At 43.3% G+C, this 15,708-nt stretch carries 14 protein-coding genes and 1 riboswitch; of the genes, 13 read left to right on the top strand and 1 reads right to left on the bottom strand.

Features of this window, described 5'->3' with window-relative positions:
* Positions 1–17: 17 nt before the first annotated feature.
* The 8 genes from thiW (at position 18) to ACTWP7_RS08820 (ending at position 8,513) form a co-directional block, all read left to right on the top strand.
* Positions 18–506 (top strand): energy coupling factor transporter S component ThiW, encoded by a 489-nt coding sequence (gene thiW / locus ACTWP7_RS08855; RefSeq protein WP_443122880.1) that lies wholly within the window; start codon positions 18–20, stop codon positions 504–506.
* Positions 507–511: 5 nt separating this feature from the next.
* A riboswitch (TPP riboswitch) is annotated at positions 512–619 on the top strand.
* Between the two features lie 46 nt (positions 620–665).
* Positions 666–1,355: a thiaminase II gene (tenA, locus tag ACTWP7_RS08850; protein WP_443122879.1), complete on the top strand. Its 690-nt coding sequence runs from the start codon at positions 666–668 to the stop codon at positions 1,353–1,355.
* Positions 1,352–2,164, top strand: a complete 813-nt coding sequence (gene thiD, locus ACTWP7_RS08845) for a bifunctional hydroxymethylpyrimidine kinase/phosphomethylpyrimidine kinase (RefSeq protein ID WP_443122878.1) — start codon at positions 1,352–1,354, stop codon at positions 2,162–2,164. The genes tenA and thiD overlap by 4 nt, the downstream gene beginning before the upstream one ends.
* Positions 2,155–2,931 carry a hydroxyethylthiazole kinase gene (thiM, locus tag ACTWP7_RS08840; protein ID WP_443122877.1) on the top strand — a complete coding sequence of 259 codons (777 nt, stop codon included), beginning with the start codon at positions 2,155–2,157 and terminating at the stop codon, positions 2,929–2,931. Before thiD ends, thiM begins: the two co-directional genes overlap by 10 nt.
* Positions 2,928–3,545: a thiamine phosphate synthase gene (gene thiE / locus ACTWP7_RS08835; protein ID WP_443122876.1), complete on the top strand. Its 618-nt coding sequence runs from the start codon at positions 2,928–2,930 to the stop codon at positions 3,543–3,545. Before thiM ends, thiE begins: the two co-directional genes overlap by 4 nt.
* An 863-nt stretch (positions 3,546–4,408) precedes the next feature.
* On the top strand, positions 4,409–5,335 hold the full coding sequence (locus ACTWP7_RS08830) for an oxidoreductase (protein WP_443122875.1): 927 nt from the start codon (positions 4,409–4,411) through the stop codon (positions 5,333–5,335).
* 168 nt (positions 5,336–5,503) lie between these two features.
* On the top strand, positions 5,504–7,045 hold the full coding sequence (locus ACTWP7_RS08825; protein ID WP_443122874.1) for a BCCT family transporter: 1,542 nt from the start codon (positions 5,504–5,506) through the stop codon (positions 7,043–7,045).
* Between the two features lie 751 nt (positions 7,046–7,796).
* Entirely contained in the window at positions 7,797–8,513 is a 717-nt protein-coding gene (locus ACTWP7_RS08820; RefSeq protein ID WP_443122873.1) for a hypothetical protein, read from the top strand.
* Positions 8,514–8,658: 145 nt separating this feature from the next.
* On the opposite strand, the gene ACTWP7_RS08815 is transcribed toward ACTWP7_RS08820, so the two are convergent.
* Complete coding sequence (locus tag ACTWP7_RS08815; RefSeq protein ID WP_443122872.1) at positions 8,659–9,870, bottom strand: threonine synthase; 1,212 nt, start codon at positions 9,868–9,870, stop codon at positions 8,659–8,661.
* Positions 9,871–10,086: 216 nt separating this feature from the next.
* Between ACTWP7_RS08815 and ACTWP7_RS08810 the strand changes: the two genes are divergently transcribed.
* Genes ACTWP7_RS08810 through ACTWP7_RS08790 form a run of 5 tightly spaced genes read left to right on the top strand, consistent with a single transcriptional unit; the run spans position 10,087 to position 15,706 of the window.
* Positions 10,087–11,289, top strand: coding sequence for a M24 family metallopeptidase (locus ACTWP7_RS08810; RefSeq protein ID WP_443122871.1), 1,203 nt, complete (start codon positions 10,087–10,089; stop codon positions 11,287–11,289).
* Positions 11,290–11,292: 3 nt separating this feature from the next.
* Entirely contained in the window at positions 11,293–12,273 is a 981-nt protein-coding gene (locus tag ACTWP7_RS08805) for a cyclodeaminase (protein WP_443122870.1), read from the top strand.
* Positions 12,260–13,453 (top strand): cystathionine gamma-synthase family protein, encoded by a 1,194-nt coding sequence (locus tag ACTWP7_RS08800; protein WP_443122869.1) that lies wholly within the window; start codon positions 12,260–12,262, stop codon positions 13,451–13,453. The genes ACTWP7_RS08805 and ACTWP7_RS08800 overlap by 14 nt, the downstream gene beginning before the upstream one ends.
* A 13-nt stretch (positions 13,454–13,466) precedes the next feature.
* Entirely contained in the window at positions 13,467–14,654 is a 1,188-nt protein-coding gene (locus ACTWP7_RS08795; protein ID WP_443122868.1) for a M20 metallopeptidase family protein, read from the top strand.
* A complete protein-coding gene (locus tag ACTWP7_RS08790) occupies positions 14,654–15,706 on the top strand; it encodes a homoserine dehydrogenase (RefSeq protein WP_443122867.1) in 1,053 nt (350 codons plus the stop codon). Before ACTWP7_RS08795 ends, ACTWP7_RS08790 begins: the two co-directional genes overlap by 1 nt.
* Positions 15,707–15,708: the final 2 nt, after the last annotated feature.

Raw genomic sequence — 15,708 nt, 5'->3', positions numbered from 1 at the left:
CGGAAGGGAGGACAGACATGAACAGAACAAGATTACTAACGACAATGGCTGCTTTCGTTGCGATTGGAACACTTGGTGCTCAGCTACTATGGTTTCCAGCAGGCGTGGCAAAGGCTTATCCAGTCCAGCATGCGGTAAATGTGATGGCAGCTATTACACTTGGTCCTTTACCGGCTGTAGCCATAGCTTTTATGATCGGTCTCTTACGAATCCTCCTGGGGTTAGGTACCTTGCTGGCGTTTCCTGGAGGAATGATCGGTGCTTTTCTTGCGGGTATCTTATACAAATGGATTCAGAATAAAATGGCAGCCGTTGCCGGTGAAGTGCTTGGTACCGGAGTTATTGGAGCCTTATTCGCTGTTCCATATGCCAACTTACTCATGGGCAGCTCATCTGGAGCTCTGGTATTTCTTCCATCTTTTTTAGTCAGCAGTATATCGGGCGCTATGATAGGATGGATCATCGTCACAAGAGTTAAATTGGAAAAATATATCTTACAACCATAATACACGGAATCTACTAGGGGCGCGAGTGTTCGCTGAGATAAGGAAATAAATTCCTTGGTCCCTTAACACCTGATCTGGATCATGCCAGCGGAGGGAAGTAGTAAGCAGCCCCACTCTCTCCCTCCCTTAGTAGCTTCCGAAAAATCAGGAGGCATATTCATGTCATTTACAGAACAGTTAAGACAAGAAAATCATGATATATTTGAAAGAATTTTTCATCATCCTTTTGTTGAAGGGATTGGAAATGGTCGTCTTCCCTCAGAATCTGTTGCTCATTATATAAAAGCAGACTACGAATATTTAAATGCGTTTATGCACATTTATGGAGTTGCAATTTCCAAGTCTTCGGAGCGTGAAGATATTCAATATTTTAACGAACAGGTTAATTTTGTTCTTCATAGTGAAGTACACCCCCATCATAATTTGTGCGAGTATATCGGCATTCGGTACGAGGATCTTCAAGGTTACCCGCTCCCTCCAACGGCTGATCATTATGTGAAGCATATGATGTACCATGCTCAAATGGGAGGTCTTGGTGAAATTATTGCCGCACTGCTCCCTTGTCCTTGGACTTATTTAGAGATAGGGAGATATTTGATGGAGGAGTATGAGCCTGACCAAGATCATCCTTTTTCTCCCTGGATAAAATTCTATGCCGAAAGCGAGATGCAAATTCTGACGGATCATTTACGAAGCCGGCTGGATCATTTAGCTGAACAGGCTTCAGAAAAAGAACTCAATCGTATAAGAGATGCGTTTCGGAAAAGCTGTCAGCTGGAATGGTCTTTTTGGGAAATGGCTTATACATGTGAAGAATGGATTGAAGGAAAGGCGGTGGATGTTAAATGAACCACGTTCCATGCGCACTGACTATTGCAGGTACAGATCCAAGCGGAGGAGCAGGTATCCAGGCAGATTTAAAGACATTCCAGGAATTAAAATGCTACGGGATGTCCGTGATCACATCTGCTGTAGCTCAAAATACAACAGGGGTAAAGGATATTCACCATCTTCCCCTTGATTTCCTGGAAAAACAACTGCAGTCTATTTCTGAAGATATGCCGGTCCAAGCCTTAAAAACAGGAATGATCGCTCAAAAAGATATGATGAAAGTAATAGCCGAGTGGATCCCGCAGATCAACGCTTATTATGTAATGGATCCTGTTATGATTTCTCAAAGTGGTGATTCATTAAGTGAGGAAGAATCTCGGGAGGTGTTACGAAAACAGCTGCTACCTTTAACGTCTTTAGTAACCCCTAACATCCCGGAAGCGGAAGAAATAACCGGGGAAAGGATTGAAACGGAGGAAGATATGAAAGAAGCAGCTGAAGCTATCGTTAAGAACTTCGGAGCAGGTTCAGCCTTAGTCAAAGGCGGGCACAGAGCAGGTTCAGCCATCGATTATTTATTTGATGGAAATGAGATCCATACCTTCGAATCCGAACGTATTCAAACAAAAAATACTCATGGGACCGGCTGTACTTATTCAGCAGCGATTACTGCTTACCTGGCGCAGGGACTCTCGCTAGTTGAAGCGGTCAAACAAGCTAAATATTTTGTAACGGAAGCAATTCGGTATTCCTTCGATTTAGGCCATGGCAGTGGTCCGACTAATCATTTTGCTACTCGTGAGGAGGTTTCTAACAAATGGATATAAATATTATTAAAGAAGTGCGTGAAAAGCAGCCGCTGGTTCATCATATTACGAATGGAGTGGTGATGAACTTCAGTGCAAACGGTTTACTTGCTTTTGGAGGTTCCCCCATCATGGCACATGCCGAAGAAGAGGTTGAGGATGTATCGCGTCTTGCCGACAGTGTTCTTCTTAATATAGGGACATTAACTGAAAAACAGGTAAATGCCATGATTACAGCAGGCCAGGCAGCTAATGAAGCAGGGGTTCCTGTGGTAGTGGATCCGGTTGGAGCACCTGCTACTAAATTCCGCTCGAAAAGTATTCAAAGCATTTTAGAAAGGGTTAAACCTTCTGTAATTAAAGGAAATGCCGGTGAACTTGCTCATTTAATAGGAGAAGAAGTAGAGACAAAAGGGGTGGAATCGACCGGTACAGGGAACGAGAAATCAATTGCTGAAAGAGTAGCACGAACTTATGAGACGACCGCTGTTGTCACAGGAAAAATGGATGTAGTTTCTGATGGAACCGAAACCCGGACTAATTCAACAGGTCACCCTCTTTTAGCGAAGGTGACAGGAACCGGATGCCTTCTAGGATCTATTCTTGCTGCATGCATGTCTGCAACTGGATCAAGTGTAACCAAGATCCATACAGCTCTGGAATTTTTCGGAGCAGCGGCTGAATACGCTGCATCTAAGGAAGAAGTACAGGGACCTGGGACATTCACCTCTCGTTTTCTCGATGCATTGGCTATGGACCCTGATCAGTGGAGGGGAGACGAACAGTGACCTTATCTAAGCAGTTAAGAAAGTATTTCGTGATGGGCAGCCAGGACACAGACAGGGATCCTGAAGCTGTCCTGGAAGAAGCCATCCAAGCAGGGATAACCGCTTTCCAATATAGAGAAAAGGGGACGGGATCGCTCAAAGGAGAGGCGAAACATGAGCTTGGCAGGAAACTAAGAAGCCTTTGCCGGGAGAAGGAGATCCTCTTCATAGTCAATGATGATTTAGATATGGTTGAACCGCTTGAGGCAGACGGGATTCATGTAGGTCAGGAAGACATAAGTGTGGAAGTCATAAGGTCGCAATTTCCAGACAAAATCCTCGGTCTATCTGTTTCGACAGAGAAGGAAGTAATCCAAAGTTCGTTAGAAAAGGTCGACTATCTTGGAGCTGGTCCAATCTTTCAAACGAGCACGAAGGAAGACGCCAAGCCTGTGGTCGGAACCGTTTGGATTAAGCAGCTGAGAGAGGCGTATCCGGATTTACCGATTGTCGGCATCGGAGGGATTAATACGGAAAATGCCTCTTTGGTTACAGAAGCAGGAGCTGCTGGGGTAGCCGTTGTTTCAGCTATCACACATGCCGAATCGATAGCTGAAGCGGTCAAGCGTCTATAACGAAACTTGGAGTGCAGTATTTTACCAGACGTTGGTCAAACAATACCGATGCACACTTATTCAACAATAGGGCCGATTAGTTGAAGACTCGACTTCGAGATGTTTTTGGTCCGTTGCTCATATTAGGAGGGGCTGTCTACGGAAACAACTCGCTTTCCTGCGGGGGAACTGGCAAGCCTCCTCGGTCGCTTCACTCCCTGTGGGGTCTAGCCTAGCTCCTTCTCCCGCGGGAGTCTCGCTGTTTCCTCCGCCATCCTATGATCGAGGAGTGAACGGACACTTCTATAAGTGAGATAGTCGTTCTGGATAAGCCTAAAACCCTTATATATCAGAGAGTGTACGTTTAAATAAGCTAGATGCTTTTTTGTTCTCCTGTTAATTATAGGTGGCATTTTTGGAGGATTTCGAGTTTCTGATTCGGCCAGGTCCGGAGGGGGACGATGAAGACTCCTGTGGGATGAACATGATCGGTAAGATCCCGGAAGGCGAAGCCTGAGGAAGCTTACCACATATAGGAAGTTCGACTAAAACCGCCACTTCCTGTGGCAACGTCGAACGACCCTGCGTCGTGCAGGGCCGGAAAGCGTAATCGTCCCCCGGAGGACTGTCCTCTCAACCCAAATATCTCGGAACTGAGTCTTCAACAAACGGGAGCTTATCTTTAATAGTAATTTATCGTTTTAACAGTGTTTGCAGTAATGGCACTGTTTTTTTATTGGTCATTTCCGCCATGGGTTTACTTCCTTATTTCAGATCGGTTTAGTTAAGAGGGTGAAGGGTAAAAGAATAGGAAGAATAAATTTAGGTCATTACAAGATGAGAAGATATCCATTCAATATACCAATAGAGGAAGTGAGCAGAAAATGAGTCAACAAACTTGGTCTGTAGATCAAATCCCTTCATTAAAAGATAAAGTAGCCATTGTAACAGGCGGGAACGGAGGTCTTGGATTCGAAGCGGTAAAAGTGTTTGCTGAAAAAGGAGCAACTGTTATCTTGGCTTCAAGATCTTTAGAACGCGGAGAAGAGGCATATGAGTCGATCAGGAAAGAAAATCCGAATGCCATTATTGATGTGATGCCATTAGATCTTCAGGATTTGGATTCGGTGAAAGAATTCGCGCGTATATTTAAAGCCAAATACTTTCGGCTGGATATCCTGCTGAATAACGCAGGAGTAATGACGACCCCTTACGGTAAAACGAAAGACGGTTTTGAGCAGCAGCTCGGCATAAATCATCTGGGCCACTTTGCTTTGACTGCGCTTCTATTCGAACGCTTAAAAGAAACAAAGGACTCCAGAGTGGTTAATATCAGCAGTAATGCCCACAAATCAGGAACGGTCGATTTTGATAACCTGATGTTTGAAGGCGGCAGAGGATACAAACCAATGAAGGCCTATTCCCAATCTAAATTGGCCAATTTGCTGTTCACCTTTGAATTGCAGAGACGAATTGAGCAAGCCGGCTTGTCTATAAAAAGCGAAGCGGCTCATCCAGGAGGTGCTCAAACCAACTTGGCACGGCATGTAGAAGACAAGTTTCTTTATAAAATGCTGGAAGGGGTGCTTACCCGCGTTACACAAAGTGCCTATGATGGAGCGCTTCCAGGTATTCGCGCAGCTACCGATTCTTCTTTAGAAGGCGGACGCTATTTAGGTCCTTCCGGTTTTATGGAGATGAAAGGGGATCCTGTAGTAGTTGCTCCTAAAACTCATGCTTACGATGTAATGGACGCGGACTTGCTTTGGAAAGAGTCCGAGCGATTAACAGGTGTGAAGTTCCCTGTTTAATAGAATGACTGCCTAAGCCTTTTAAGGCTTAGGCTTTTTTTGAGCTTTTTCCAGAGTAAAGAAAATAATAAAAAAGGTATTTTAATATATTAATTTTAGTTTTTTTTTATAATGAGCGGGTAAGCAGGGATATATACCAACATTAAGAAAGGATTGAGGAGGATTTAGATGGATAGGAAGAAGCTCATCGATTACAAAATATTTATACCCTCGCTATTAATTATACTGGGTATTAGTATCCCATTTGCTATGTACGAGAAAGAGTCATTGGAAGTATTGAATTCTATATTTGATTATATTGTAGAGGTGTTCAGCTGGGGTTATCTCTGGTATGGAATTATTTTAGTTATAGCAGGATTGTATTTATCATTTTCAAAATACGGCCAAGTCGTACTGGGAAAACCTAATGAGAAGCCGCGGTTCACTTTATTTGAATACGCATCGATACTGATTGCTATGGGCGTAGGTTCGACCATTATGAGAACCGGAATGCTTCAGTGGACTTCTGTTGCTAATGACCCACCAGCAGGAGTAGAAGCTGGATCTCCGGAAGCTCTTTTATGGGGAAATGCCTACAGCATGTTTTTATGGGGGTTTCAAGTTTTCGCCATCTTCGTGTTGATTGCTCCGGCGATGGGGTACATTCTTCACGTAAGAAAACGTCCATTAATGAGGATATCTGAAGCTTGTCGTGTTCTTTTTGGCGATAAATTTACGGATGGATTAGGCGGCAAAGTGCTTGATGTTTTATTCCTTATTAGTATTCTTGCAGGCGCAGCTGTAACACTTGGATTAGGGGCGCCTATTATTACTCAGAACTTATCTCACCTTTTAGGTATAGAAGTTAACTTTGGTCTGACCATAACGGTCACAATCATATGGGTGTTCTTATTTTCACTTAGTGCTTATTTAGGTATTGAAAAAGGAATAAAACGGTTGAGTACGTTTAATATGTATTTAGCCGCTATATTTGCTTTATTTATTTTAATAGGAGGACCAGGAGTATTTATATTAAATTACTTCTCCGATAGTGTATCCTTCCTATTAGCTAATTACCTTAATATTTCGTTAAACACACAATCTGTGCATCAGGGGGCAACCTCACATATCCAAAGTAATACCGTGTTTTGGTATGCTTACAGTGCTACATGGGCTATGCTCCACAGTGTATTTGCCGCTAAAATTTCAAGAGGCAGAACGATTAAGGAAATGATTCTGACTTACTTGCTGGCGCCTACCCTTATATCTTGGGTTGCGACAGGAGTACTTGGAGGACTAGGTGTTCATAGATATCTTATGGGAGATATGTCTATTCTTCAGATGGTTGAAAATAACGCAAGAATGGCAGCTATTCCAGAAATATTGTCGACTCTTCCGTTCGGAGAAATTTCTATTATCATCTTTATGGTTGTGGCTCTCGTGTTCTTAACGACCACGCTTGATTCCACCACTTACACCGTAGCTGCTTATACGAGTACAAGAGATATGAGTAAGTATGAGCCGCCGAAATTGCTGCGCATTATTATTGCAGCTGTTATAACTGGTTTGGCTTTAGTGCTTATGCGTATTGGTGGCCTACCGCCTCTTGAAGTTATTTCAGGACTTATGGGTCTGCCTATTATCTTCCTTCAGTTTATACTCATTTACGCTGCAAAACGTATGATTGATGAGGATAAAGCCTGGAAGCATAACATTCGAAGTAGTAGTTAATAATAAAACCCTCTTTCCGACCATGACGGAGAGAGGGTTTTCTATTGCTGAAAATCTGCGCAAGTATTAAGTGAATATTTTAAATCAGCTGACTCTCCCTATTTTATGTAAGGTAGCTTAAATAGCGTTCACTATCAGCGTCCGCACATTTATATCTTTGGTAACGACCCACTCACATTTACGGAATTGTCCATTATTCTGCCATATACTGTTCATATAAAATTAGTCAAAAAGCTTGAGAGTGCATTATTTAAGGCTTTTTCTAGTTTTACTAGAAGTGATTAAAAAATAACCAACAGTGAAAATGTTTCACAGAAACATTTTATAGTAAGACTATCATTTTTTAGAAGGAGAAGTTGATAGCATATCGCCTATATCGACACGATATGAACTTTCTGAATTCAATGGATATGAAATAAGCACGGCCATAGGTACAAATGGGGCCTAATAGACTCTGTTTATAGAAGATTATGTCTTTAGAATCTAGTTGTATCGCAAGGCGATATATCTTATAATAACTAAGAAACAGTAGTTTTATTATCATCTATTCATTATTTTCTAATGGTCATCATATTGCCTGTATCGACAGGCGATATAAGATCTTGTATAGAATAAAAGACGGACTACAGCCTAAGGGAATTTTAATTATGTTATTTTTATAAGCACTTTTTTGATAGTCAGGTATATCGCAAGGCGATATAACCTGGAGAGGTCTCAGGAAACCTTGGTATTTAATAGAAAGAGGTGCGATATGCGAAGCGATATTCAACCAAATGAACAGGCTTTCTCTTCTAAAGAAGTAGCCGAAGAAGTGGGAATTGCGACACCAACTGTTCGAAAATACGCTCAAATCTTAGAACGGAATGGATATGAGTTTTTCAAAAATCGTGACCGGCGTATCTTTGTTCATTCTGATATCGAAGCACTTATATCGATACGCGATACGGATAAGCCATTAGACGTTATAGCTCAAGAACTGGTGGAACAGCAGACAGAACGCTTAAAGGGGTATAAGGAAGCTGGTATATCGGTGCCCGATACATACAATCCTTCACTCCAGCACAATGATCAATTAAAAGAATTTTTCAGGGCCCTATCCAGTGAACTCGCAGCTACCCGTGAGATGAATGTGCAATTAACCAATGATATTTCAGAGTTAAAAACCACTGTGTCACGTCTGCAGCAGGATCACCACCATATAAGTGCGGGGATTAGCAATTCGGCTCAAAAAACTAATGCTAAAATTGAAAAATTGTCACAGCAGCAGGAAGAGCATTATGAAACATTACTTCAACAGGAAAAAGAAAAAACGGAAGCATTACAAGAAGAAATTAAAAATATGCGGGCTGAGCAAAATAAAGAGTGGCGCATGCAAAATGATTTTAACACACGTCTAGAGCAAGCAATGAAAAAAACAGAACAGCCGAAGGGCAGCTGGGAATGGTTTTTATCCCTTTTTGGTAAATAATTGATTGTATGGTTCATCATTGGAAGACCGCCATTCAATATCAGACCAGGTTTTTGATTCATGAAACTGCAAAAAGCTGCCATCTATACAAATAAGTCTATATAGAAGACATAAAAAAAGACGGGCTAGCCCGTCTTTTTTTCGTTTACCTAATCCTCTCTCCAGGCTTAAGGATCGGCAAATCCACGTTCACGGTGTCTGGATACTTAATGCCGGCTCCTGTATTTAAAACAACCACCTTTTCCTCTTCATGAATCCATCCATGTTCGCGAAGGCGGCGGGCGGCGGAGAATGCCGCAGCTCCTTCAGGGCACACAAAAGCCCCTTCCTTTTGAGCCACTTTCTTTTGTTCCTCAAGAAGAGCATCGTCACTGATTGCTATGGCGCACCCATCTGTCTCATAAAGGGCTTCAAGTACTAGAAAATCTCCAAGAGCTTTAGGTACATTAATTCCAAATGCTACCGTTTCAGAACCTTCCCAAAAAGGAGCCTCTGTTTCTCCTTTTTCCCATGCCTGAACAATGGGGGCACAGCCCTCTGATTGTACAGCTACCAGTCTCGGCAATTTATCTTTCTGGATCCATCCAAGTTGTTGAAGCTCCTTTAATGCCTTGTGAATGCCAATCAGTCCAACACCGCCTCCGGTTGGATAAAGAATGACATCAGGCACCTCCCAATTCAACTGTTCAGCAATCTCCAGCCCCATGGTTTTTTTGCCTTCGATCCTGTAGGGCTCTTTTAATGTAGAAACATTGTACATTCCTTTCTCTTTTACGGCATGCCCAACAATTTGACCTGCATCACTAATTAATCCATCGACTAAGTATAAGTTTGCTCCAGATATAGCACATTCGTTTCTGGTAATTTTGGGAGCATCAATTGGCATGACGATAGTAGATTTCATAGATGCGCGAGCGGCATATAGAGACCAGGCAGCCCCTGCATTTCCGTTCGTAGGCATAGCCAATTCTTCCACACCAAGTTCCTTCGCTTTTGAAACTCCTACAGCTGCTCCACGAGCTTTAAATGACCCCGTTGGAATCGTTCCTTCGTCCTTCATGAGTAAATCCTCAATACCCATACCTTGTCCGATTCTGTTCATTGTAAGTAATGGACTCATTCCTTCTCCTAAAGTGGTTTTGTATTGTTCATCCTCCAGTGGAAGAAGTTCATGATAGCGCCACAAATCAGGAGAGCGGTTCGCCAGGTGATCTTTCTTCCAATCGTGGGCTAATTCATCCAGGCGGTATTCGACCAAAAGCGGAGATCCGCATGTGCATAAATGCTGAGTTTCTTTGCTTGAATAAGTTTTCAAACATTTCGGGCAGTACAAGTGAGATATGTAACTGTAGTTCATTTTTTGAGGCCTCCTTATAAGTATTAGCTTCATGGTAACACACCATCTCGCTGTAGCTTACTAAGGGAGACTTTTTACAGAGAGTGTCGATTTTTAAGTTTGTAGTAAATCTGGTTTTGAAACTTCATACACTTTTTACATTACAAAAAAAAAGCGGGTTGAATAAAATATAAGTAATCATTATTTTAATATTCAGAAAAAAGTGGAGGGGTTCAAATGGTGCTTCCTTTTGACATTCTTGAGTATCACCAGCGGTTACAAGAGACAAAAAAGAGTATGGAAGCGAAAGGAATCGAAGTCCTGCTAATTTCAAATCCGGCAAATATGAATTATCTTTCAGGGTATGATGCCTGGTCTTTCTATGTTCATCAAATGCTTGTGATTATCATTGATGAGCCGCAGCCTTTATGGATTGGACGTTACCAGGATGCAAATGGTGCCCGGGTTACAACTTGGATTTATGATGAAAATGTAATTGCGTACCCAGACTATTATGTCCATTCAGAAATCTATCACCCAATGGATTTTATTTCGGAAATTTTAACTCAAATTGGACATGGAAATCGAAGAGTTGGCGTTGAGATGGACCAATATTACTTTACCGGTATGGCGCTTGAGAGATTGAAAAAAGGAATGCCGGAGGCGGTTTTTCAAGATGCTACCCTGTTGGTTAACCGAGTAAGAATGATTAAATCAGACCAGGAAATTGAATATATGAAAAAAGCAGCGAAGATCGCAGATTTGGCGATGCAAAAAGGTGTGGAAAGTATAAGTCCGGGAGTGCGTGAATGTGATACAGCCGCTGAAATTTACTATCAAATAATCAAAGGCACACCTGAATTCGGAGGAGAGTATCCGGCTATCGTACCTCTGCTCCCGACCGGGGATCGGACTTCAATCCCACACCTAACGTGGAGTGACCGTCCTTTTGTAGAAGGGAACGCCGTCATTATTGAACTGGCGGGTTGTTACAAGCGTTACCATGTACCACTTGCAAGAACCGTAACGGTTGGACAGCCGAATGAAAAGCTTCAAGTGGTAGCCCCGGTCGTCCTTGAAGGGATACAGGAAGTTCTTTACGCAGCTAAACCAGGGGTGACATGCGGGGAGCTTGAAGAAGTATGGAGAAAGACGATTAAGAAGCACGGTTTTGAAAAAGAGGCACGACTCGGCTACTCCGTTGGGCTGAATTATCCACCGGATTGGGGAGAGCATACCGCAAGTATTCGAAAAGGTGATCCTACCGTCTTAAAGCCGAATATGACATTTCACCTTATACCGGCTTTATGGTTTGATACAGATGGAATTGAAATCAGTGAAACTTTCCGTATTACGGAAGAGGGTTCTGAACGGTTTACCACTTATCCCCAAGAATTAATTATTAGGGATCATATGGACCTTAGCGGACAAATCAGCTAGGAGGTGACGATCATTCAATTATTCCATCGGAGTGAAATTAATCATGTGATTCGTTTAGATAAAAAGGTAGTGGATTTGGTGGAAGATGGTTTCAATGCGCTAAGTGATAACAAAGTGCAAATGCCTCCCATCATGCGAATCGATGTCCCCGAACATAACGGGGAAGTCGATATTAAATCCGCTTATATAAGAGGTTATGATAGCTTTGCTATCAAGCTCTCTTCTGGATTTTTTAATAATCCTCAAATAGGGCTGCCAAGTGCGAATGGCCTGATGATTCTCTTGAGTGCGGAAACAGGCAGACCGATGGCGATTCTTGCAGATCAGGGTCTGCTGACTGACTTACGTACCGCTGCTGCAGGTGCAGTAGCTGCCCGTCATCTCAGTCGCCAGGATAGTCGAACGGCTGGAATTATAGGCACCGGCGCTCAAGCGCGACTGCAGTTGGAAGCTCTCTCGCTTGTTCGTCCCATAGAAAGGGTGCTGGTTTACGGTAGAGATATTAAAAAGGCTGACGCCTATAAAGAAGATATCGAAGAACGATTAAGTCTGCCAGTTGAGGTGTGTGCTCACCCGCAGGAAGTCGCAGAAAACAGCGATATAGTGGTAACTACCACCCCTTCATCCCAACCTCTCATAAAAGGGGAATGGTTACAATCTGGAGTGCATGTCACCGCTATGGGCTCTGATGCCGAACATAAACAGGAACTTGAAGCATCGGTATTGGAACGAGCGGATCAGTTAGTTTGTGATGTAAAAGCGCAGTCTGTACGGCTGGGAGAATTAAGGAATGGTCAACAGGAAACAGTGGACCGCGCTATTGAGCTCGGAGAAATAACAAGCGGCCGCAAGCAAGGAAGGCAGTCGCCCGATGAAGTTACGGTTTGCGATCTTACAGGGACGGGTGTGCAAGATACGGTTATTGCCCGCCACGTCTATTCATTACTTGTACCTCAGGAGGAGATTATTAATGGAAAAAGCTAAATTCAGTACAAAATCGATTTGGGCCGGAGAAAAAGAACAGTTGGCTTTTGGAGCTACACAGGTACCGGTCGTTCATAGTGTATCCTTTGGTTATGACGACATGGATGAATGGTATGAAGTAGCGATTGGAAATAAACCGGGTCATATTTATGGCCGGAACACCAATCCAACGGTGCAGGCATTTGAAGAAAAAATTCGTATTCTTGAAAACGCAGATGCTTCTACCAGCTTTTCTACAGGCATGGCTGCGATTAGTAATACGCTGAGTACTTTACTGTTCCCCGGAGACCGCGTCGTATCAATTAAAGATACGTATGGTGGCACGAACAAAATTTTCACGGAATTTCTACCAAGACAGCAAGTAGAAGTGATTTTGTGTGATACAGGAGATCATGAGGCTATCGAAAGGGAAGTGGCGAGAGGATGTAAAGTCCTTTATCTCGAAAGCCCGACCAACCCGACCGTTAAAATTACGGATATTAAACGAATGGCTGCAGCTGGTAAAGCCGTAGGGGCCACTGTCATCGTGGATAATACTTTTGCTACACCTGTCAATCAGAATCCGTTGGAGCTTGGTGCTGACCTTGTGATCCATAGTGCAACGAAATTCCTTGGAGGGCACGCTGACGCACTTGGCGGGGCTGTATGCGGTGATCGAGCTCTTGTAGAAGCTATTTATCACTATCGTGAAATTAACGGTGCCACTATGGATCCTATGGCAGCCTACTTGATTCTGCGCGGTATGAAAACGCTTAAACTCCGAGTTGATCAGCAAAATAAAAACGCAGCAAGTATCGCAGAATATCTGAAAACATTTGATTTGGTCGAAGCGGTATTTTATCCAGGCCTTGAGGACCATCCTCACCATGACATAGCGAAAGAGCAAATGACTGGTTTTGGAGGTATGCTCAGTTTTGCAGTTCGCGGTGGAGTGGATACCGTGAGACAACTGCTTCCAAAACTGAAATACGCGAACCGGGCGGCTAATTTGGGATCTGTCGAAACAGTCGTCGGACCTTCAAGAACGACCAGCCACGTTGAATGTACCCCGGCTGAAAGACTGGCTATGGGAATTCCGGAGGGACTCATCCGTTACTCCGCTGGCATTGAGGATATTGATGACTTAAAACAGGATCTTGCTCAAGCCTTTAAAGCTATTGAAGCTTATGTCAAAAGCTGAGGAAGTGTAGCTTGTGAGAACCAAAAACGCGGACTTAGTCAGACGCTCTCAAGAACTTCATTCTTCTTTAGTAAAATGGAGGAGAGATTTTCATCAACATCCAGAACTAAGTTTTCAAGAACAACGCACAAGCAGAAAAGTTGAAGAAATCCTGCGCGAAGCGGGGATTGAGGATATTGAAACGAATGTAGGCGGCTACGGGCTCATTGCAACGATAAGCAATGGCCCTGGGGCTGTGATCGGAGTGCGGGCAGATATGGATGCCCTTCCCATCGAAGAAGAAACAGGTTTCGCCTGGGCTTCAAAAAATCATGGGGTTATGCATGCCTGCGGTCACGACGCCCATACAGCCATTCTGCTTGGGGTAGCTCATTTGTTTATAGAAGATGCGAAGGCCAATCGATTTCAGGGTACGGTTAAATTTGTCTTTCAACCAGCTGAAGAGAAGTGTGATGAACAAGGGGAAACCGGGGCTGTCAAAATGCTGCACTCCAAAAAGCTGGAAGAACTTGATTCGATACTGGCCCTTCATATGTGCCCATGGAGAAAACGTGGAGAGGTTCAAATCCATGATGGACCTAGTATGGCAAATAATGATGAGTTCCATATTTCTATTAAAGGAGACGGTGGTCATGCCGGCTATCCTCATCAAACCGTCGATCCGGTTTGGATCAGTACATTCGTATTGCAGAATCTGTACAGTTTAAATGGGCGTAAAGTCGATCCTTTGGACGTGGGGACGATTAGCATTGGGAAAATTCAAGCAGGAGAAGCCAACAATATTATTCCGCATGAAGTAGAGATCCGAGGCACGATGCGTTCGTACTCTAATGAAGTCCGGTATATGCTTATTCACGAAATTAATAAGATTCCTTCCCTCGTGGCATCCCTTGGAGGAGAGTGTGACCTAGTGGTTCAAAAAGGAGAGCCCGCGCTCTATAACGCGCCGGAAATTAATGCAGTTTTCAGAAAAGCAGCTTATCCAATGACGATATATAATGAACCTTTTGGAATGGGCAGTGAGGATTTTAGTCATTTTACACAAAAAATTCCTGGTGCCATGTTTTTTTTAGGTTGTGCAACAGAAAAGGTGACCAATCTCCATCAATCTGATTTTAATATAGACGAATCTGCTATGTGCGATGGAGTCAGGGTGCTTGCGGAAAGTACGTATGAATTACTAAAGCAGGGAGGCATTTGATGACAATGAAAATAGCTTTTATTGGTTTTGGAGGGGTCGGTCAGTCGCTGGCTAAAATCATGAAAGAACGCCAGGAAAACCTTAACACGGTGCATGGCCTCGATTTTTCAATCGTTGCTGTAGCCGATATGCGGCTCGGGGCCGTTTATCATCCGGATGGGCTGAACTTGGATTTATTATTTGAAGGTATAAGTGAACATGCAACAGTAGAAACTTACCCGGAGGATCACCAGACGGTTAAAGGGTGGAGTAGTCTGGAAACGATCAGGCACTCCAATGCTGACGTTATTGTGGAAGTAACGTTTACCGATGTAAAAACAGGAGAGCCTGCTATCTCTCATTGCCGGACTGCATTTGCTCATGGAAAGAGCGTAGTAACCACCAATAAGGGTCCGGTCGCACTTGCTTACGAAGAACTGGTTCAACTGGCCGAAGATCAGGGTGTGTTCTTTGGATTCGAAGGCACTGTGATGAGCGGCACACCAGCTTTACGAATGCCGGAAACCACTCTTGCAGGCAATCAGATCACTGAAATCAAAGGCATATTAAATGGAACCACAAACTATATGATAACGGAAATGGAAAAGGGGCTTTCTTATAAGGAGGCACTTGAAAAAGCTCAAAAACTGGGATACGCCGAAGCTGACCCAACCAGTGATGTGGAAGGTTATGATGCTCGGTATAAAGTGTCGATTTTATCCAGTCATGTAATGAGGTCCCCTATCCCCCCACATGAAGTAGAGTGTGAAGGAATTAGTGGACTTAATTTGGAAAAAATAAGAGACGCATGGAAAGACGGAGAAAAGTATCGGTTAATTGCTCGTGTAGAAAAAAGTAGTGGAAGCGTGAAGGCAAGTGTTAAACCAGAGAGAATTCCTATGGATGATCCGTTAGCTGGAGTAACCGGAGCTACAAATGCGATTGTCTATGAATGTGATTTAGCGGGGTCGATCATGCTTACTGGAGCAGGTGCAGGTCTTACGGAAACAGGTTATTCATTATTGATTGATTTAATTCACTATCATAAGCAGCGCACACCAACGAAAATATAAGG

It is taken from the genome of Halobacillus sp. B29, assembly GCF_052246755.1.
In the GTDB taxonomy this organism is placed as follows: Bacteria; Bacillota; Bacilli; order Bacillales; family Halobacillaceae; genus Halobacillus; species Halobacillus halophilus.
Note: the sequence above shows the minus strand (reverse complement) of the source record. Positions and strands in the feature narration are given on the sequence as shown.

What these genes read in the sequence shown, in the direction of transcription:
- ACTWP7_RS08815 (WP_443122872.1), bottom strand. Translation starts at nt 9,870, where the DNA reads ATGAACTACAGTTACATATCTCACTTGTACTGCCCGAAATGTTTGAAA.
- ACTWP7_RS08790 (WP_443122867.1), top strand. Translation starts at nt 14,654, where the DNA reads ATGACAATGAAAATAGCTTTTATTGGTTTTGGAGGGGTCGGTCAGTCG.
- thiW (WP_443122880.1), top strand. Translation starts at nt 18, where the DNA reads ATGAACAGAACAAGATTACTAACGACAATGGCTGCTTTCGTTGCGATT.
- ACTWP7_RS08800 (WP_443122869.1), top strand. Translation starts at nt 12,260, where the DNA reads ATGGAAAAAGCTAAATTCAGTACAAAATCGATTTGGGCCGGAGAAAAA.
- ACTWP7_RS08810 (WP_443122871.1), top strand. Translation starts at nt 10,087, where the DNA reads ATGGTGCTTCCTTTTGACATTCTTGAGTATCACCAGCGGTTACAAGAG.
- ACTWP7_RS08820 (WP_443122873.1), top strand. Translation starts at nt 7,797, where the DNA reads ATGCGAAGCGATATTCAACCAAATGAACAGGCTTTCTCTTCTAAAGAA.
- ACTWP7_RS08825 (WP_443122874.1), top strand. Translation starts at nt 5,504, where the DNA reads ATGGATAGGAAGAAGCTCATCGATTACAAAATATTTATACCCTCGCTA.
- thiM (WP_443122877.1), top strand. Translation starts at nt 2,155, where the DNA reads ATGGATATAAATATTATTAAAGAAGTGCGTGAAAAGCAGCCGCTGGTT.
- ACTWP7_RS08830 (WP_443122875.1), top strand. Translation starts at nt 4,409, where the DNA reads ATGAGTCAACAAACTTGGTCTGTAGATCAAATCCCTTCATTAAAAGAT.
- thiD (WP_443122878.1), top strand. Translation starts at nt 1,352, where the DNA reads ATGAACCACGTTCCATGCGCACTGACTATTGCAGGTACAGATCCAAGC.
- tenA (WP_443122879.1), top strand. Translation starts at nt 666, where the DNA reads ATGTCATTTACAGAACAGTTAAGACAAGAAAATCATGATATATTTGAA.